The 20,802-nt window shown below is 41.3% G+C and carries 14 protein-coding genes; 11 read left to right on the forward strand and 3 right to left on the reverse strand.

Annotated elements, in window-relative coordinates; genetic code table 11:
- Positions 1–9 precede the first annotated feature (9 nt).
- The 6 genes from T530_RS0101930 (at position 10) to T530_RS13265 (ending at position 8,653) form a co-directional block, all read left to right on the forward strand.
- A complete protein-coding gene (locus T530_RS0101930; protein ID WP_156011489.1) occupies positions 10–633 on the forward strand; it encodes a hypothetical protein in 624 nt (207 codons plus the stop codon).
- Positions 630–1,376 (forward strand): hypothetical protein, encoded by a 747-nt coding sequence (locus T530_RS0101935; protein ID WP_027727560.1) that lies wholly within the window; start codon positions 630–632, stop codon positions 1,374–1,376. The genes T530_RS0101930 and T530_RS0101935 overlap by 4 nt, the downstream gene beginning before the upstream one ends.
- 12 nt (positions 1,377–1,388) lie before the next feature.
- Entirely contained in the window at positions 1,389–3,092 is a 1,704-nt protein-coding gene (locus tag T530_RS0101940; RefSeq protein WP_027727561.1) for a S1C family serine protease, read from the forward strand.
- Positions 3,093–3,161: 69 nt separating this feature from the next.
- Positions 3,162–4,667, forward strand: a complete 1,506-nt coding sequence (locus tag T530_RS0101945; RefSeq protein WP_081773640.1) for an OmpA family protein — start codon at positions 3,162–3,164, stop codon at positions 4,665–4,667.
- A gap of 66 nt (positions 4,668–4,733) precedes the next feature.
- Positions 4,734–5,441, forward strand: a complete 708-nt coding sequence (locus T530_RS14540; protein ID WP_051537748.1) for an HD domain-containing protein — start codon at positions 4,734–4,736, stop codon at positions 5,439–5,441.
- Between the two features lie 65 nt (positions 5,442–5,506).
- On the forward strand, positions 5,507–8,653 hold the full coding sequence (locus T530_RS13265; protein WP_252507345.1) for a cellulase family glycosylhydrolase: 3,147 nt from the start codon (positions 5,507–5,509) through the stop codon (positions 8,651–8,653).
- Between the two features lie 160 nt (positions 8,654–8,813).
- Here T530_RS13265 and T530_RS0101960 read toward each other — a convergent pair whose 3' ends face one another.
- From T530_RS0101960 to T530_RS0101970, 3 genes are read right to left on the reverse strand one after another with little or no spacing between them, the layout of a single operon-like run.
- The gene (locus tag T530_RS0101960; RefSeq protein ID WP_081773641.1) at positions 8,814–9,842 is read right to left on the reverse strand and encodes an ABC transporter ATP-binding protein; all 1,029 of its coding nucleotides are present in this window, start codon (positions 9,840–9,842) and stop codon (positions 8,814–8,816) included.
- Positions 9,839–11,473 (reverse strand): iron ABC transporter permease, encoded by a 1,635-nt coding sequence (locus T530_RS0101965; protein WP_038073270.1) that lies wholly within the window; start codon positions 11,471–11,473, stop codon positions 9,839–9,841. Before T530_RS0101965 ends, T530_RS0101960 begins: the two co-directional genes overlap by 4 nt.
- Complete coding sequence (locus T530_RS0101970) at positions 11,452–12,456, reverse strand: ABC transporter substrate-binding protein (RefSeq protein WP_027727565.1); 1,005 nt, start codon at positions 12,454–12,456, stop codon at positions 11,452–11,454. The genes T530_RS0101965 and T530_RS0101970 overlap by 22 nt, the downstream gene beginning before the upstream one ends.
- Positions 12,457–12,699: 243 nt before the next feature.
- Here T530_RS0101970 and metG point away from each other — a divergent pair, with 243 nt between their 5' ends.
- The 5 genes from metG to T530_RS0101995 are packed head-to-tail and all read left to right on the forward strand — an operon-like array spanning position 12,700 to position 20,801.
- On the forward strand, positions 12,700–15,009 hold the full coding sequence (gene metG / locus T530_RS0101975) for a methionine--tRNA ligase (RefSeq protein WP_027727566.1): 2,310 nt from the start codon (positions 12,700–12,702) through the stop codon (positions 15,007–15,009).
- 15 nt (positions 15,010–15,024) lie between these two features.
- The gene (locus T530_RS0101980; protein ID WP_027727567.1) at positions 15,025–17,709 is read left to right on the forward strand and encodes a hypothetical protein; all 2,685 of its coding nucleotides are present in this window, start codon (positions 15,025–15,027) and stop codon (positions 17,707–17,709) included.
- A 22-nt stretch (positions 17,710–17,731) separates the two neighbouring features.
- Positions 17,732–18,874, forward strand: a complete 1,143-nt coding sequence (locus T530_RS0101985) for a hypothetical protein (protein ID WP_027727568.1) — start codon at positions 17,732–17,734, stop codon at positions 18,872–18,874.
- Complete coding sequence (locus T530_RS0101990; RefSeq protein WP_051537750.1) at positions 18,864–20,117, forward strand: peptidoglycan bridge formation glycyltransferase FemA/FemB family protein; 1,254 nt, start codon at positions 18,864–18,866, stop codon at positions 20,115–20,117. Before T530_RS0101985 ends, T530_RS0101990 begins: the two co-directional genes overlap by 11 nt.
- A 21-nt stretch (positions 20,118–20,138) precedes the next feature.
- A complete protein-coding gene (locus tag T530_RS0101995) occupies positions 20,139–20,801 on the forward strand; it encodes a thiamine diphosphokinase (protein ID WP_027727570.1) in 663 nt (220 codons plus the stop codon).
- The last annotated feature ends 1 nt before the right edge of the window (position 20,802 follow it).

Consider the following 20,802-nt stretch of genomic DNA (forward strand, 5'->3'; position numbering starts at 1 on the left):
GGAGGATTTATGAAATCTTTATTGAGGTTTACCGTGGCAGCTATGCTTTCTGCGGTAATGTTTACAAGTTGTTTGACAACAGGCGGTACAGCTTTAACTGAAAAAGCAACAGAAATGACACCAGAAAATTCCGTTGTTATGATTTTTGTTGAATTTGATGCTTATTCAACTGATACCCATCTGGTACAGATTAATCCTGCTTACCCTGCAGGAAAAGCTTCCGCATCTGCTAAGAATGGCGGTGCAACAGAACCTCTCGTTCCTGGTTCATGCTATATGATTTATTATCCTAGTCTGGAAAAAATTACATGGGCTGGAATACCATCTATTGATGGTTCAATAGCATTTCCATACCTTAATGCCACCCAGACTAATAAAATGACTTATGGTCATAGAATCGAAGTTCCTGCAAAACCAGGACTTTATGTTTATTATCCTGAAATTGATATTGATGCAATCAAAGAATCAGGTGCCCTTGTAATCGGAAAGCTTACAAACGATATGGAAGAGTGGCATAAAATTCCTAGCTACAGAAATAGAATTAGAAAATGTTTTGAAAAAGCTTCAAAGGCTTATGCGGGAACAGCATGGGAACCCCTTATTGATGAATATGTAGAGGAGTGGTCAGAATGAAAAATAAAATCTTAATTTGCGGTGTATTATTTACAGCCCTTTGCAGTGGACTTTCTGCAAAATCAAAATATATTGATATTCCTGGCGGAAATGAAGTAACAGTTGTTGGCCGCCTTAATTTTTCAACAGATGCAGACAAAAACTTCTTATTTGATACTTTTGAAGTTGATGAAGATAAGAGAAATTATCCGGACATTTATGCCCTTCCATATATTCCGGGTTCTGCCGGTCTTTTGACCAATGTTCATAAGTGGAAGGAACTTATTAAATTCGACAAACAGGCCTGGGGAGTAAACGGCGGTTACTTCTTTGTTCAGTATAAGCTTCTTAAAGACCGCACTTTGTATTTTTCTAGCATTACACTTTTTGTAGGCGGCTCTTACTATCTTCCTGTAAGACTGCCATTGAACTTTAAGGTAACAGTTCCAGAAAAAGAAAAATTCCTTTATCTTGGAGATTTTACTTTTACTGCTAAAGGCTGGGCTTTTGAGCTTTCTGCTTCTGTAAAAGACAATTATGATGATGCACAGCTTGCATTGAACAAGGTTACAAAGAAGCAGTATGACCTCTGCCGTGCCAGCCTTGAAGAAATCACAGAAGAAGATTTGGAAACTATCAAAAAGACCTTCTATTATGAGCCAACAGGTTATTCTTTTGCAGACTGGTATAAAAAAATTGACGATATGCTTGTGGAAGAAGATAATTCTGAAGATGGATCTGAAGAAGCTTCAGATTCAGAGTAGGAGCTTTATAAAATGAAAAAGATTATTTCAGCTTTGCTGACACTTTCTTTTGCTGCCGCTCTTTCGGCTCAGGTAAAAAATTATGTAGGTATTGTCCGCGAAAAATATTATCCAGCTCATGAGGAATTCCTCAAGGAACTTGCAAGCTCTCTTAAGGGCCGCGGATATGCTTCTTACGCAGAATATGTAGACGCATATCTTAAGGGCGGTTTTGGTTCAGGCTTTGTTTACGTTGATAAAGACGGAACAAACTATGTAATCACAAACCGTCACGTTGTAAGCCAGGCCGCTTCTGCTTCAATCGAATTTGAAAATGAAAACGGCAGCACAACAAAATATGAAAATCTTTCTGTTGTAATCACAGATGACGACATCGACCTTGCTGTCTTGAAGTTCGAAGCAAATGCAAAGCCTTTCAAATCAGGCCTTACACTTTCTTCTGCAAAAGTTTCTGATGGTCAGAACGTTTGTTCAGCTGGTTTCCCAGGCCTTGGAAACGATCCTGTATGGCAGTTCGGAAAGGGAAGCGTAACAAATGCTACAGCCCGCATTAAGGATTTAATTGACCCTTCAATTTCAACCGTAATCCAGCATTCCGCTCAGATTGATGCCGGAAACTCTGGTGGCCCTCTTTTGATTGAATCAAAAGCTGCTCCGACCGGTTATGAAGTTGTGGGAATCAACACATGGAAGGCTGCCGGCCGCGATTCAACAAACTTTTCTATTCCTGCAAAGCTGGCCCTTGATTTAATCGAAAAGGCAAAAAAAGCCGCTGACGAAAATGCTGTAAAAGCTGACCGCGCAGCAAAATTTAAGGCCGCTCTTACAGATTCTGCTAACGATTACACTTCTATCGTAAAGTTTATTTCTTATGATTACGCAGCTGCTAACGGTGAGGATGAATTTGATGAAATCCTCCGCCACGGTTCTACAAAAATCCGTAATCGTGTAGCCGCTGAATTTGCTTTTGACCCGATTGAAGGTCTCCGCTATGCGGTTGCCTATAACCTTTACAATAATTATTCCGGCGAAAATGCAACAGAAGAAAATCTTTCTAAGGTAGTATGGGCAAAAGAGCACGGACTTTTCCGAATTTCTTCTATTAACGAAGGTAAAAAGGAAAAGAAATCTGCTTCAAAGACAAGCTCAAAATCGGCCTCTGATGTAAAATCTACTTCAAAAAAATCTTCAAAGAAAAAGAAGAAGGGAACTTTTGATGTAAGTTTTGAAGGTATTGATAATCCATATTATGTTGGTATTGCCGGCGGTATGCTTTTCCCAATTGGAAAAAGTGAAGAAAATATTGATTTAGCAAACAGCTTTAACATTGCAGTAGAAGTATTCCCAAATGAATTCGGTATTTTTGGCGGAGTTTTTGAATATCAGCACACAAAATTCGGTACAGAAGACATGAATCTTTTTGGTGCAGGTGCTGCCATCAGAGTTCCTTTGAGTTTCAATTTCTTTACTCTTTGTCCTACAGCCCAGGCTGGTATGAAAGTTGGTTTTGGCAATATCAAAGATTTCCAGGTATTTGCAGAACTTGGTCTTACAACAACCTTCAACTTTGGTATTGATTATTTCAGACCAGGTTTTGAACTTGGAGTAAGAGGACTTTCTGATAAGTGTACAAGTTCAGACTTAAGGGGTACAGACTTTACTCTTAAGAGTGCTGACTTTGTTGCAAAACTCTTAATCGCCTTTACTTTTGATTAATCATAAGTAAACTGATTTTCAAACGGCATACTTTCTAAATGCACTTATTTCCTATATAATAATTGCATTATGTTAGAAATGTCGAAAATCAAGAAAATCCTTTCGGGCGCAGGCTGCAAGTTTTTACTTACATCAGCGCTTCTGGAAGGATTTTTTATTTTAAATGTCACGGCGCAAAGTCAGATTTCATATAATGGAAGCCCGACTTACACCCTTGTTGAGCGCACGGATCTCCTTCGTTATGACAATAATAAATATGTAGGCCTTATGAGCCGCGAAGTCCGTTCCTTTATTACGCCGGTTTCACAGAGCAACGGCTATCTTTATGAAGGAAACTTTTTTGTAAACGAAAAAACTCAGAGAAATTCATCATCGGTTGCTTCTGGCATTCACGATTCAATTCTTTCGGTTTTCAGAATCGGAAAGGACGGCATTTTGACAATGGTAGAAGACCATGGTTACCCAAGTTTCAGAAGCTTTCCAAGTTATCCGGCTCATAAAATTCAGCTGGGTGAACGCTGGCAGGCAAAGGCAGAACGCGCAGTTGACCCTTTGAACAAGGGAGTCGTTACCAAAATGCCTATTTATGTGGAATACACCTATGCCGGTGACGAAACTTTGAACGGGGAACCTGTATACCGCATTAATGCCCAGTGGGCAACCCGCTATGGAATGGGAAGCGGCACTTCTTACATTGACTGGGGCGGAGACCGCGAGCTTCAGAAGGCAATGGGAACTCACAAGGCTTCAATTTTGGTAAGCAAGGCAAGCGGAGCGGCTCTTGTTGTCCGCGATACAGTAGATGAAACTTTTGTTTATTCAGACGGAAATCAGATTCACCTTAAGGGAACAATAAATCTCTTTACAGAATATCCGCCAAGCGTAAACCGAGACAGGCTTCTTCCAGCCCTTCGCCGTTTTGCTATGATTGATGAAGAGGAAGAGGCAAAACTAAGAGAGGCTGTACCTGTAACGAAAAAAACTTTACCAGAAACAAGCGTGTCTCTCCTTGTTGAAAAAGAAGATACTGCGCTTGATACCGATATACCGCAGGAAAGAGTTGATATTGCCATGGCAGACCTTCCTGTTGATGACAGCCTGCAGGCCGAAGCTTTTTCTGAAGATTTAGAGCCTCAGGTAAAAAGTGATTTAACAACAGCCTTTAATCCTGATGAATTGCCGGAACTTCCAAAGAAGAATGCCGCAGCCATCACAGTAGACCAGACACCGGCTGGACTCCGCCTTACAATTCAGGATCTGCAGTTTGAAGCAGACAGTGACAAGCTTCTTCCGGGTGAGCAGAAACGTCTGGACAATATTGCAGCCGTACTTAAAGAGGCAGGAGAGTCTCAGTTTTTGATTGAAGGACATACAGCCCGAGTCGGCAGTACAGACGGTGAGATGGAGCTTTCTTTAAGCCGTGCCCGCACAATTGCAGAAGAACTTGCAAAGCGGGGTATTCAGGCAGGAAGATTTATCTGCAAGGGTAGCGGGGGTAATAAGCCGGTTGCCGATAATACCACTGCGGAAGGCCGCGCCCGTAACCGACGCGTAGAGATTACGATACTGGAATAGATTATCGGGTCAAGCCCGATAATGACACAAAACAAAAACGATAATTAAATATAAAAGGAAATATTAATGACAGAAGAAGAAAAAGAAACGTTATACACAGACATCAACGAGCTTTTGGATATTTTTAATCAGTTCAGCCCGATTCAGTCAAACGGCACTTATGTTCTTGAATCAATTAAGCCCTGCATTACAGAAATGACAGGCTACATCATTAAAGATAAAAACGAATCTGCAAGTCTTCTGGACTGGCTTGATTCATCAGATTTCTGGACTGCCCCGGCAAGTACCCGCTTTCATGGAAACTTTAAGGCAGGCCTGAGCCTCCACACCCTTAAGGTCATTCAGCAGGCTTTGCTTCTTGCCCGTCCTTTGCTTGAAAACTTCTGGACAAGCCCGGATGCAGAAAAATATCCTGTAACAGCAGAAGATATTTTTGTGGCAGCCTTGGTTCACGACTTCTGCAAAACTGATTTTTACGGTGTAGAATACCGCAACGCAAAGGACATCACCGGTAACTGGATTAAACAGCCTTACTATAAATCAAAGGCAGAAAACCGCAACCTTGGACACGGAAACGAATCAGTCCTCAAGCTGCTTGAAATCATGCCGTCTTACATCAAAAAGCGTCACGTTCTGGAAGCTGTAAGCCGCCACATGGGATTTTCTGATTTAAGTGAATCTGAAGGCTACAACTACTCAAACTTTTTGCAGAATCCTCTTGTAGTGCTCATTCAGCTTGCAGACGAAACTGCAGCCCAGTGGTTCAACTGCTAAATTGCCGGTTTCCCTCAAAAATAAAAAAAGTTGCGGGTCATAAGTTAGTATAATATACTGATTTTGTGCGAAACAAATATTTTATAACAGTCTTTTTTTTATTTTTATTTCTTTCGGGAAGCTCAGCTTTCAGCCAGCTCTATTTTACAGCCAGGCCTTCTTCAAGCGGCATGCTTCATGTAGAAGGTACTGAGCTTTACGACACCAACCAGCGGCGGGTAGTGCTGAACGGTGTCAGTACCCACGGCCTTTCCTGGTTTCCAAAATACATAAATTATCATCTTTTTAATCAGCTGAGTACGGAATGGAATACAAACCTTATCCGTCTTGCCATGTATTCGGAAGATTATGTAAACGGAGACCGAAAAAAGAACTTAAAGCTTTTGCACAAGGGAATTGAATATGCCATCGACAACGATATGTATGTAATCGTTGACTGGCATGTTCTTGAAGATAAAGATCCAAATAAATACCTGCCAGAAGCAATCAACTTTTTTAATCAGATTGCCAAGGAATATGCAGAAGTTCCAAACATCATTTATGAAATCTGTAATGAACCAAACGGCGAAACTACATGGGCAGACATCAAGGAATATGCAAACATCGTAATTCCTGTTATCAGAAGGCATAATGCAAATGCCCTTATTCTTGTGGGAACTCCGAACTTTGACCGCGAAATTCAGTTTGCAGCCGCTGATCCGCTTGATTTTAATAACATAATGTATACCTACCATTTTTATGCGGCTTCTCATAAGGATGATTTCCGACAAAAGCTGATTGATGTTGCAGGCGGCGGAACTCCGATTTTTATTTCTGAATGCGGCTTTTGTGAAGAATCTGGTAACGGAAAAATTGATTTTGAAAGCACGAAAATCTGGTTTGATTTACTTGATTCCCTTCATTTAAGCTATACAATCTGGAATATTTCCAACAAGGCAGAGGCTGCGGCAATTATTAAGGAAGATTCCCGAGCCAGTGAATACCTTATCAATGAAGATTTAACTTCCTACGGACTTTATGCAAGGGCCCTTTTCCACGGTGAAAATCTGGATGACATTCAGGTAAAGTTCAATTTACTGTATGAAATGAAAGTGCTCTGGCGAACAAGGCCTTATCTGGTATGGATTAATTTTGCAATTCCGATTTTCGCACTTCTTCTCTTTATTTTAATTCTTCTTAAAATTGGAAAGCACTTTAAGCACAAGAAAATTGCAAGCTATGATGATTTATTAAAATACAGGGAAAAGTCTGGTAAGGAAGATGAGGAAGGCAAGAAAGGGGAAGGAAACTTTGTCGGCGATCTATTTCTATTTTTAAGCAGCTTTTCTACGCTGATATATCTTTGCTGGCGAGTTACTTTTTCTGTACCCTTTGCCTACGGCTGGATTGCAATTGCGGGAAACTTACTTCTTCTTGCAGTTGAGCTTCTTGGTTTTGGAGAATCGCTTATTCATTTCAGCGGCATGCTCAAGCTTCGCAGTCATCCTCTTCCAAAAATCGCTGATGACGAATACCCGGACGTTGATATTTTTATTGCCACCTACAATGAGCCGGCAGAAATTTTACGAAAGACAATTATCGGCTGTAAATATATGGAATACCCTGACAAGGCCAAGGTGCATATTTATCTTTGTGATGATAACCGCAGGCCTCAGATGAGGGCACTGGCAGAGGAGCTTGGCATTAACTATTTTGACCGCCCGGACAATCAGGGGGCAAAAGCCGGAAACTTGAACGCGGCACTGGCACGCTCTAATTCTCCTTATGTGGTTACCTTTGATGCCGATATGATTCCTCAGAGAAAATTTCTTCTTAAGACAATTCCTTATTTTGTTGATGCGGAAAAAATCAATGAAAATCTTCCACAAGAGCAGCGCCGCCACCTTGGTTTTATTCAGACTCCTCAGTCTTTCTATACTCCTGACGTTTTCCAGCATAATCTTTATGCAGAGCATATCGTTCCAAACGAACAGGATTATTTTTACGACATTATCGAAGCGGCAAAAACTTCCAGCAATAGCGTAATTTACGGCGGTTCAAATACAATCCTTTCCCGCAAAGCCCTTGATGACATAGGCGGTTTTTATACCAAGTCCATTACGGAAGATTTTGCTACCGGTATGCTGATTGAATCGGCCGGTTATCTCAGCCTTGGACTTTCTACGCCGCTGGCTTCCGGTATTGCGCCTTCTTCATTTAAAGAACACATTCAACAGAGAACCCGCTGGGGCCGTGGCGTTATTGCAACTGCAAAACAGCTTAAGTTCTTCCGCAGAAAAAATCTTTCTCTTTCTCAGAAATTGAGTTATCTGAGTTCTGTTTTGTACTGGTTCTCTCCTATAAAGAACTTTATTTATCTTCTTGCACCATTGATGTTTGCAGTATTCTGTATTCCGATTTTCAAATGTAATTTGATGGACCTTCTGCTTTTCTGGTTTCCTATGCACGTTATGCAGACAATTTCTATCAGAACAACAAGTAAGGGAAAGATTTCTGCCCAGTGGAGCGGTATTTACGAAACTTCTGTAATGCCATTCCTCTTGCTTCCTATCATCAAAGAAGGGCTGGGAATTACACTTTCTACCTTCAAGGTTACCAGAAAGGACAAAGTTAGCTTAAAGCGGGTAATTGATAAAGGCTCGCTTATTCCTTTTGTTTTAATTCTGCTTTTGACCCTTGCGGGTATTGTACGAATGGGCTACATGCTTTTTTTAATGAAGTATGTGGGTATTCTTGCGGTTGTTTTCTGGCTGGTAAGAAACAGCTACTACCTGGCTATGAGCCTTTTTATTGTAATCGGCCGTGATAATGACGGTGAAAACGTTAAGGTTTTTGCAACAGAAGCAATTTCTATTGTAAAAGGCGACGGCAAGCAGGCAGACGGAGTTACGACAAGGCTTACAGAACATTCTGTTGATATCTTTACTGATGAGGCGGATATTCTTTACCTGGGTGAGCCTATTCAGCTTTCAATTTTATCTGAGCTTTATGATTTAAAATTAAAGGGAACCATTGTTTCTATCAGAAACTCCTATCACCCTGATGTTCCGAGTGTTTATACTGTAGAAATTCTTGATTTCGGCGGGGTAAAAGACCAGTATATCCACATGCTTTATGACAGAACGCCGACACTGCCTCAGCATTTGAGGCTGCGTGATGCCTATATTTCAAACCTATGGAAAAACCTTGCCCACAGGCTTAGCAGTAAATAAAAAATTAAAGTCCTTCTTACTGCACGGAAAAATTCTCCTAGTTAGACGGATATGTCCGCCTAGCTTGACTGATATGTCCGCCCAGTTTGACGGAAGCGTCCGTCTAGCTAGACGGAAACGTCCTCCCAGTTTGACGGACAAAGACAGCCTATAATCAGTTCTATATATTACACCACTTGTGATTGATATTGAGCGAGACGGGGCTTCCGGGGTTGAGGGAGTTTGTATCCAGAGTTTTTAAGTCTGCTGTGATGATTGTCTGGCAGGCTTTTTCTTTTATAAAAGTCGTTTCGATTACAAAGCGGGTGCGGTCGCCAAGGAAGCTTGCAGATTTTACTGTTCCTTCCAGGTCGCCCGGGGCAGTCCTCTTGTTTAGCTCAAACCATTCTGGGCGTATGATGTAAGACTGGCCTTCAAGTTCTATAAAGTTAGCGCGGCCGGCAAAGTCTGCGGTAAAATTGTCGTGGGGCTTAAAGTAAAGGTCGCGGGGAACTCCGTACTGCAAAATCTTTCCGCCGTTCATAACTGCAATTCTGTCTGAAAGGGAAAGGGCTTCTTCCTGATCATGGGTAACATACACGGTTGTGATTTTTAATTCCCGCTGAATTGCGCGCAGTTCTTCACGGACTTTTTCGCGGAGTTTTGCATCAAGGCTTGAAAGAGGCTCGTCCATGAGTAAAATCTGGGGATTTAAAACAAAGGCTCGGGCAAGGGCAACTCGCTGCTGCTGACCGCCGGAAAGTTCATTTGGATAGCGGTCTAAAAGCGATGATAAATCAAGGGTAGCGGCAATTTCGCTAGTTTTTTTCTGAAAATCCCGGTCCTTTTTGATTTTTAAGCCGAACTGAATATTCTGGCGCACTGTCATGTGAGGGAAAAGGGCGTAATCTTGAAAAACCATTCCAATTTTTCGTTTGTCCGGCGCAATTCCTTTTTGATTTACGCCAAAAAGTTCAATTTCTCCGCCGGCTGGCTGCAAAAATCCCGAAATCAGACGTAAAAGGGTAGTTTTTCCGCAGCCGCTTGGGCCCAAAAGGGTTGTAAAACTGCCTTTTTCTACATCAAGAGAAAGATTTTCTATTGTAGCCGGGGCTGGTACCTCCGTGCCCGGGGCATTTTTCCCGTTTTTATATGAGAAAGTTACGTTTTTAATGCTTAAAGCGGCTTCAAAATCAGAAAACTCTTTCATTTTTTGCGTCCCCATAATTTCAGCGTTGATTTTCCAATAAGTAAAAGAGCAAAGGTTATAAGTGTCAGAACAAGGGCAAGGGCAGCTGAGTCACCCCAGAAGCCTTCTTCTGCAAGGTTTAGAATCTTTACCGACGAAAGCGGTGTGTCAAAAGAGACTAAAAATATTACCGCGCTCATTGTGCCGACTCCCCGCATAAAGTCATAAATAAAAGAGTTGAAAAGGCCTTCTTTTGAAAGCGGCATCAGAATAAAAAAGAGAAGCTTTAAGCCGGAAGCCCCCAGCGCGCGGGCACTGTCGTCCAGGGATTTTTTTATCTGCGAGTAAGAGGCAGAGATTGCCCGGTAAGAAAATGGTATAAAGCCGATTGTGATTGCCATTACAATCAAGAGGTTTGATTTATAAAAGTTGACTTTTGCGGCTAGGAGTGAAATTGCAAGACCGTAGAGAGTTCCCGGAACGGCTGCCGGCAGCTGGATTACTGCATCAATGTATTTTGCAAGCGGTGCCTTTGTGCGGAAGGTAAAATATGCAGCAAGGCTTGCAATCAAAGTGCTGATGGTGGCGGCTTCCAGAGCAAAGCGGATGCTGTTTAAAAGTTCATTTTTACAGCGGGCAATTGTCTTTATGTGACTTAAAGTCGGGGTAAAATTAATGCCCCATACTTTTTGGAAGGCACCCGCAATAATGGCTGCAAACTGCAAAATTACGCAAAGGGTAATAAAAAAGCAGAAGGCTGTGAGCAGAATGCGTGGTAAAAGCGGCAGTTTATTTTCTGCTGTAAGCTGAGATCGTCCGCCTACAACCGCCAGTTTTTCCATATTTTTTGAAACAAACTTATTCTGCAAAACAAAAAGAATAATCGAAGGAATGATAAGGATAATTCCAAGTACGGCGCTTATTCTTCCGTTCATCCAGCCGGTAAGCTGGGTATAGATTTCTACGGCAAGAACCTTGTAGCGGCCCGCAACAATCATAGGGTTTCCGAAATCACTCATTACAGAAACCGCTATATAGAGGGCAGAAGAAATCAGTCCCGGAAGGGAAAGGGGAAGGGTAATCTTTAAAAAGATTTTTAAGTGCCCCCCGCCAAGCGACCGTGCCGCCTGCTCAAGATTTGGATTTATATTTTCCAGTGTCTGCACGCAAATCATGTAGGCCATGGGAAAGAAACATAGAGCCTGGGCAATCAAAAGGCCCCAAAAGCCGTAAAGGTTGACGTCCAGTCCGAGCATAGTTTTTGTAATAAAGCCCTGTCGTCCTAAAAGAAGGATGAAGGCAAGGCCCCCTACAAATGGCGGTGTAACCAGGTGCAAAAATGGTACAAAAGTAAAGAAGCGGCGGAAGGGTACGGCGCCTTTTACCACCGCAAAGGCATATACATAACCAATGGCAACGGCGGCGGAGGTAGAACAGATTACTTCTATCAGCGTGTTTAAGGCTGTTTTTCGCCATACAGCGGTGGTGCCAACCTTTACAAAGTCTGCCTTTGTCGGTGTTAAGAGTACATAAACAAGAGGAGAAAGAATGCAGATTAATAGAAAGAGACAGACTCCCAGCCAGACAAGGGTAAGAGGGAGGCTGTCTTCAATTTTTAGCTTATTAAAGCTTATTTTACTTCTGCAGTCCATTTTGCAAGTACTTCGTCCTTCTGGGCAGCGGCTTTATTTACATCATATTCAATTAAATCAAGCTGGGTAACAGGAATTGAACCTGGGGCGCCCTTTGCTTCCGGATTTACAGGCATTGTAAAGTCGATTGAACTCATAAGCTCCTGAGCTTCTACAGAAAGCATAAAATCAACAAACTTCTGTGCCGCTTCAAGATTCTTTGTATTTTTCATAATCGAAATACAGTCGATGTCTACTACACTTTGAAGTGGCGCAACTGTGTAAACCTTAAAGCCGTCTGAGTGGTATTTGTTCACTACATGAAGGAAGGTAACGCAGAGGGCATATTCTCCGGTTCCGATAAGGCGGCCAGGTGCAGAGCCGCTGTCAGGAAACTGACCAACAAGGCCTGCAAGGTTAAAAAGGTAATCCCAGCCTTTTTCCCAGCCAAGACGCTGAAGCTGATTCTGAACAAAAAGGTAAGCAGTAGAAGAGGCAACCGGGTTTGTAAGAACGATTTCGCCCTTATATGCAGGATTTACAAGGTCATCCCAGGTTTTAGGTACCGGAATACCCGCAAACTTCTGATTATAGCGGTCTTCATTAATTCCAATTCCAAGAGAAAGTACGCAGAAACCTGTCCAGGTTCCGTCTTCAGCAACTGCATATTTTGGAAGATTAGCTGCAACAGGCGAGCGGTAAGATTCAAGGGCTCCGTCCTTATCCAGCTGGATATGATATGAGGTGGCTCCTCCCAAAAGTATGTCTGCCTGAGGATTATCTTTTTCTGCACGCACGCGGTTTACAAGTTCACCGGTAGAAGCGCGAAGAAATTTTGCAGGAATGCCTGTTTTTTTAGTAAAAAGCTCAGTAAGCGCCTGAGTTTCTTCTTCGTGAATAATCGAATAGATGGATACTGACTGCTTTGCGTTAGATTTTCCGCAGCCTGTAAAAAGGGATAAGGCAAGAATGCCGCACAAGGTTAGACAGATAGTTTTTTTCATAAGCTTGACCTCACTTTATTAAGGGTTTAATACAAACCCTTAAAACGGCTGAGTCAAGGCTTTAAGCGAAGCGTGCCTTGACCAGACGTATTTTCTATGCGCTTAATTTATACTAAATCTGATATTATTGTTATAGTCAATTTTCCTAAAATATATTAATACCAGATTTGCAAAATCACCATATTTTATTTTTAATGCAAATTTGTTATTATAAGAAATTAATATTTTGATTAAGGATTAAAAATGAACAGAAGACTTATCACAGCAGCTTTACCATACGTTAATAATATTCCACATTTGGGAAATATAATTCAGTCGCTTTCAGGCGATGTTTTTGCACGTTTCTGCCGCAGCCGTGGCTACGACACTCTTTATGTTTGTGGTGTTGATGAATACGGTACCGCAACAGAAACTAAGGCTCTGGAAGAAAAAACTGAACCTCGAGCTCTTTGTGACCATTACTATGGCGAGCACACAAAAATCTATGAATGGTTCCACATCAATTTTGATAAATTCGGACGCACTTCGAACGAGCAGTGTACTGAAATTACTCAGTCGCTTTTTAATGACCTGGACAAGGCCGGCCTGATTCACGAGCATGTAAACAAGCAGCTTTTCTGTCCTCACTGTAATATGTTCCTTGCTGACCGCTATGTTGACGGAACTTGTCCTAAGTGCGGTTATGAAAAGGCCCGTGGTGACCAGTGTGATAAATGTGGTTCGCTGCTTGATCCAATCGAACTTAAAGAGCCTCGCTGCCACACCTGTGGTTCAACTCCTGAGGTTCGCGAAACAAAGCATCTTTACATTGACCTTCCTGCTATGAGTGACAAGCTCAATGCATGGATGGACAAGGCTAGTGTAGAAGGACGCTGGTCTGACAATGCCATCAACATGACTAAGGCATGGATCCGCGACGGTCTTCAGGAACGTGCTATTACCCGTGACCTTAAGTGGGGTATTCCGGTTCCAAAGGCTGGTTATGAAAATAAGGTATTCTACGTTTGGTTCAATGCACCAATCGGATATCTTTCTATCACAAAGCAGCTGGCTGATGAACTTGTAAAGGCTGGCAAGCAGAGCTTTGACTGGAAGAGCTGGTGGCTGCCTAGCGAGTCGGAAGAAGCTAAGGGCAAGGAAAAGGTTGATTTGTTCCAGTTTATCGGTAAGGACAATATTCCTTTCCACACTGTTGTATTCCCTTGTACAATGCTCGGATCTCCTCACGACTGGACTAAGCTTCACCACATGTCTTCTACAGAGTTCCTTAATTATGAGGATGGTAAGTTCTCTAAGAGTCTTGGAATTGGTGTATTTGGTTCTGATGCTATTGAGAGTGGAATCCCTGCTGATGCATGGCGTTTCTATATTTTCTATAACCGCCCTGAAAAGCAGGACTACCAGTTTACCTGGAAAGACTTTATGGAAAAGCTCAACGGCGAGCTGATTGGTAATCTTGGTAACCTTGTAAACCGCACTCTGCTGTTTGTTACAAAATATTATGATGGAAAAATTCCTGACGCTCCTGTAGACCAAGAGCTCTGGCAGCAGGTTCGCGAGCTCGAGGCTAAGGCAACTGAAAGTCTTGAATGGGCTGATCTGAAAGATGCTTTCCACACTATGTTTGAGATTTCTGATATCTGTAATAAGAAGTTCCAGGCAACTGAGCCTTGGAAGGCACGTACAGAAAACCCTAGCGTTGCTGAAAGCCTTATCCACAACCTCTGTTATGTAATTAAGGATTTGATGATTATGATGAATCCTTATATGCCTCAGTACACTCAGAAGATTATGAGCTACTTCGGTAAGTCTATTCAGGAAAGCAAGGTTGGAATGGAGACAAAGCCTGGTTATACTTGGGCAGACCTTGGCGTGACCGAGGGCTTGAGCACTGTCGGTCCAACTGAAGTTTACTTTAAGCCAATGGATCAGAAGACTATGCTTGCATTCCGCGAAAAGTTCGGCGGTAAGCAGAATAAGGAAGCTAAGAAAGGCGAGGGCAAAAAAGAAAAGAAGGCTAAGAAGGCTGAACCTGTTGTATTGCCTATCGAACAGCAGGCTGATTTCTTCAACAAAAATATCGAACTTACAGTTGCAAAGATTGTTGATGTAAAGCCAAACCCAGAGGGAGAAAAACTTTACATTGAAACTTTGGATGACGGAAGCGGTACTCCTCGTACTATTCAGTCGGGCTTGCGCATGTTCCTTAAGGAAAGCGACCTTCTTGGAAAGCACGTTGTAATTGCTTCTAACCTGGCTCCTCGCACAATGCGTGGTGTAGAAAGCCGCGGTATGCTTCTTGCCGGTCACTATGAAGTTGACGGAAAAGAATGCGTAGAAGTTCTTGACGCAGGTTGGGCAGCACCAGGAACTAAAGTAGTTCTTGAAGGCGCTGACGCATCTGCCGCTAAGAAATCTGAAATCACAGGTGACGAATTTTTCTCTGTTCAGATTGCCGCTAAAGACGGTCTTGTTCAGATTGCAGGCAAAAAGCTTTTGGCAGACGGAAAAGAAATTAAAACTGGAAAAGCACTTAATTCTGATATAGCATAAATAGAGGAGAAAAAAATGGATGAAGAAAAGAGCAAGAAAAAGAAATTACCCTTACCAGTTCGGCTTCTGCTTATTCCGGTCAAAATAGTATTAGGGATAATTGCTCTTGTTATCATCTGGTGCACCTTCTGTTTTTTCAACAGAACTTCATCAGTTTCTGCAATGCCAGACGGATTTGCCCTTTACCTCAGAAGTGATTCTGTGTGGGAAACTGTAAATCCTTTGCTGGACATTGACGCTTCACTCGTTTTGCTCTCTACTCCTGAGTTTCAGAATTTCAGACAGCCTTTTCTTGAGCTCAAAAAATCTCCGCTTAGAAATAATTTCTTTGTAAAAACAGCCTTATCACGAAGAGTTGATACAGCTGTTTACAATTTCAACGAGAATGAAAAGCTTGATGCTGTCTTTATTCTTGATGCCGGAATTCTTTCCGGTTTTACCCGCCTTATTCCTTTTTGTATTAAAAACTTAAAACTTCAGCCTCAGAATTTAAAAATTAATACTTTTAAAAATGAATACGGCACTTATTTTGAACTTGAAGGAACTGGATATTTTGTTATCCATAAAAATCTTGTCATTTTTACAATGAACGATAAAAACCTTTCAAAAATCATGACTTTTTCTAATAAAGGAAAATACAATGATTATGAAATGAATATCTTCAATGAAAAGATGAAGGAACCTCTTAGAATTGCGGTAAACAGTTCAAACGTTGTTGAAAATTTTTCATCAATGCTGCAGAACCCTTACATCAATTCAATCGTAAAAAATCTTTCAGACCAGGAATATTCAATTTTGAATTTTGGTATTTCTGAAAGCAATTTAAACATCAGCCTTTCAGTTCCTTTTTCAATTCCAGAAGAAGCTGCTGATAATCCGCTTTTGAAGCTTATTTCAAAAGATTCAAAGGTTCCAAGCCTTCTTCCAAAACTTGCAGACACAGTTCAGTATTACACTTTGATAAACTGCGGTTCCCTTAGAGAATTAAAGGATGCGGCTCTTATTGCTCTTCAGGATAAAAATATTGCTGAAAAATGGAGCATTACTGATTACCGCTGTAAGCTTATCTTTGGAAAACCACTTGAAGAACTTCTTTTTTCATGGACAGGTGATGAATTTATTGCCTTTGGAATTGAAGGAAAGGCTGAACCTGTTTTTGGAATAAAAATTTCAGATGAAAGTAAGCGCCAGGAAATCTTTGATACAATTTTTTCTTCGATTATTCTTCAGTCCAACGACAGTCTTTTAGTAGATGGAATCCGTTTGCCATGCATTGAATTGCCGCCATTCCTTTCCGCCCTGGTAACTGCCTTTGGAATTGATATTCCTCGTCCTTATTATCTTGTAACTGACGGCTTTATCTTCTTCTCTCAGTCACCAGAAAATCTTGTAGGCTTTAATTCAGCTCTGAAAATAGACAACAGACTTTCTAAAAATGAAAACTGGAAGGCTGTATCATCACTTCAGTCTCTTTATTCTTCATTGTCAATTTACTACAACCTTGAACGCAGCGTTCCTTTCTTTGTCCGCGGAAATTCTACACTTTCTAAAATCATCCGTCTTTATAACCTGGGACGCTTTGACCTTGATGTAAAAGATGCAACCCTTACTTTAAATTTGCAGTCGGCAAATGTTCAGAACGGTTCTGTACTTAATATCCCGGGCTTCCCGAAAAAACTCAGCGAAGACACATCCCACACTTTGATTGCTTCAAACGCTCCAAAAAGTAACCTTATTTTCTGGAAGGAAGGACTTGAAAAAATCAGGATGCTGAACCTTTCTACCTTTGCTGAAGGAGAAACTGTAATCAGCGATCTGGAATATTTAATTGCCGCATCTGAAGAAACTGCAAGTGAAAGCGGTGGAGAAATCTGGGCTGTTACAAAACAGGGGCTCTGCTTCCTTCTTGATAAAAATCTTCAGGCTGTAAAAGGCTTTCCTCTTATGCTGGGAGTTTCAACTCTTTGCCAGCCGACAGTCTATAAATCAAGCCTTATGATTGCGACCCGCGATTCAACTTTGTGCTTTGTTTCATCAAAAGGTGATGTAAAGACAATTGAAACTTCAGCAGAAGAAAACATCCGTTCAACACCTTCTGTTTTTGGCGATTACATAGCTTTTTATGAAAAAGGATTCTTGGGCGGAGTTCATATCCTGAAAAACCTTAAGGAAATTACAGAAACTCCTTTTGAAATTGACGGAATTGCATATGAGGCACCTTGTCTCTTCAAAAAAGATTCAAAAACTTATGCCGCCTTTATTACTCAGGCAGGACTTCTTTATCTTTTTGATTTGCAGACTAAGAGCGTTGTTTCAGGCTTCCCTGTAAAACTTGATGATATTTTCTATGTAAACGTAAAAGCCGCTGACGATTATATCTTTGCACTTTCTTCTTCAGGAAATCTTTACAGAGTTTCTATGGAAGATGCAAGTTCAACATTGATTAAAATCCCTCATCTTTCAGCTCAGTCAGGAAGAATTACAGTCTGTGATTACGACAAGAACAAGTCTGAAGAAATCTTTGTAAGCGGGGAAGGTAATCAGCTTTACGGCTTCTCTTCTTCTTTAGACATGCTTTACAAGTTCCCGGTATCGGGCTACGGAAATCCTGTTTTTGCAGACATAAACAGCGATAACAAAAAGGACTGCATTGTAATTACATTCGACAGCAAATTAAATGCCTTGAATGTACTTAAATAAATTAGATTTTAGGAGAAGGATTTTGAAAAAACTAGGAAAAATCATAGGCTTATCGGCTTGTCTTATTTCATTTTTGTGTGTGTCATGCGCGACACTTCAGAATGACATTTTTATTTCAACTGAAGATAACGCATATATCTATTCTTCTATCGAATACTACGAAACAAGTTTTATAAAAACTGACTGCAGCTATCAACTTGATTCTGCCTCTACAATGGGCAAGGTAAATTCTCTTCTTTCTGAAATTACAGAATATATCGCTTCTTCAAAACTGGCTGAACCTGTAATCATTGCCCGCCTTACAGCCATCAAGGGCCTTCTGCTTGAAATGAGCGGAAATAAATCTGAAAGTAACACCTGCTACAGAAAAGCCAAGACTTTACAGGCAACAGACCGCTATGTTCTGCTTTTGAAAGTTCGTCTTGAAAAAGATGATAAAGCAAAACTTGAAGCCTGCAAGGGAATCCTTGATATTGATGCAAAAAATCCTGTAATTCTTCTGGAAGCTGCAAAAATCTTAATCAGAACTTCATCATACAAGAATGCCGTTGCCAAAATGGATGAAGCATCATTGCTTTTTGACAATGAAAATCTTGAAATTTACAACGAAGTTTACAAGCCTCTTAGAGATTATGCCTGGAACATGTATTCCATTTCTAACGGAAAAACAAAAATAATTTCCCAGGAAAATCTTTCAACACCTTTGACGGTAAAATCAATGGTAGAACTTGGCTTTGACAACTCAACTCTTTTTGATAACTATAAATCTTCTGCAAAACAGAACATAGAAAAAAAGATTCAGGTTCTTACTGATGAAAAATATTTTAACTCGCCGTCAGATTATAACGGACTGCTTTCTTCTTCAAAAGAAATTTTAGAAAGCCAGAATATTTCCAGAAGATTTTGTGCAAGATTTTTGTGGAATACCTTTGTAAAACGTCAGGGAAAGCCTAAGCTCCTTACAAAATACTCAGACCGCTATAAAGCTTCAGGTCGCGCAATGAGTCCAGTAGCTGATGTTTCTGTTTATAACCCGGATTTTGATGCAATTCTTGGAGTTGTTGAAAACGAAATCATGGAGCTTCCAGACGGTAAAAATTTCTATCCTGATGATATTGTCAGCAAATTAGATTACTTAAAATGGATTAAGAAAATTGAAAAATAATATTTACTCAATTAGTGTTTCTGAAATTAACCAGTCTTTAAAGCCTAATGAGGGTTCTTTTTTACAGACTCCCTTCTGGTGTCAGTTTAAAGAAGCCCACGGCTGGAAATACCTTCGCTTTAAGATTGATGCAAAAGTTCCTGTAGAAAATGGAAAACGCGAATGTGACGGTGACCATATGGAAGACCGTTCATATGAGGCAGGCGTCCTTATCCGCTCATTTGCAAAAGGACTTTTCAGCCTTGCTTATGTTCCGCTTTTTCCAGCTCTTTTATACGAATGTACTGCAGAAGAAAAAATTGCCTCCGCTTTTGAAGAAGAAAGCAATGAAGTTTTAATTGATGAAACTCTTGTTACTCCAGAAACTCAGAGCATTGAATTTGCAAACTTTATTTCTGAACTTACAGAGGCACTAAAACCATATCTTCCAAAAAACTGTATCTGCGTGCGCTATGACCCTGCAGTTGAGTTTTCAACACCTTTTGACCGCGATGCCTTTAATTATGGCCTTAAGGTTGTTTCATATGCAGACCGTCTCCACCTTAAAAAGGCCCGCGTAGACATCCAGCCGCCAGATTCAACTCAGATTGATTTGACAGCGGAAGAAGAAGAAATCTTAAACCGCATGAAGTCAAAATGGCGCTACAATATCCGCCTGGCAGAAAAAAAGGGCGTGCAGATTGAAAAAGTTTCCGGTAATGACAGCAACTTATCTGAAAAATTAGATAAATTCTACGAATTATATAAGATTACTTCAGAACGGGACGGCATTGCCATTCATGCAAAGTCATATTATGAAGATTTACTTCGCCGCTCTGCAGAAGATATTGCGGCAGGAAAAGACGTACCGGAAGTCAGTCTTTATCTTGCCCGCCATGAAGAAGATTATCTTGGCGCAATCATAACTCTTTTTTCAAAAACAGAAAGCGTTTACCTTTACGGCTGCTCTAGTAACGTAAAAAGAAACCTTATGCCAAACTTCCTCTTGCAGTGGACGGCCATGAAAGATGCAAAGGCATACGGAAGCCTTTATTACGACATGTACGGAATGCCTCCTACCGATGATGAAAATCATCCTATGCACGGACTTTATCTTTTTAAGACTGGCTTTGGCGGAAAGAATATTCACCGCACAGGCACCTGGGACATTCAGCTTAAGGCTATTTACAGCCTCTGCGTTATGGCAGAAAACCTTCGCGCCTTCTGGCACAAAAAAGTGCTGAAGAAAATCCGCGGACGCTAGCCGCAGCCAAGGGATGTTTTTATGAAAAAATGCCTTGTGATTTCCGGCGGAGATTTTTACGACGCGCCACGCTCTTTGTATGAAGAGGCTGATTTTGTTATCGCCTGCGACAAGGGCTGGGATTACGCCAAAAAACTTGGTTTTAAGCCTGACGTTGTAATCGGTGATTTTGATTCTAGCCTGCTGGCGGAGGAAGGGGGCGCTGAAAAGTCGCAGGACGGCACTGTCAGACAAGACGGTACCAAAATCATAAAGCTTTCCCGAGACAAGGACGACAGCGACACTATGGCAGGCGTAAAATACGCCATCGAGCAGGGCTGCGGTGATTTTACCTTTATCTGCGCAGCAAGCGGTCGCTTCGATCATTTTTTCTGCAACATCCAGACTCTTTCCTTTATTGCAGAACGCTTTGGTAAGGCAAGCTTGCTTTCTGAAAAAGAAGAAATTACAGTAATTAAAAACCGCTCTATTGAAATTCCTAGAAGAGAAGGCTGGAGCCTTTCAGTTTTCTCTCTTTGTGACGAATCCCGGGGCGTTTCAGAAGCGGGAACCCGCTGGCAATTGAATGGGGCAATTATGCAGCAAAACGCCCCTTACGGTCTTAGTAACGAATGGACTGCAGACAAGGCGGCAGTTTCGGTGGAAGAGGGCACTCTCATCATCATCCTTTCAAAAATGGATTAAC

This window comes from Treponema sp. C6A8, assembly GCF_000619925.1.
Lineage (GTDB): Bacteria > Spirochaetota > Spirochaetia > Treponematales > Treponemataceae > Treponema_D.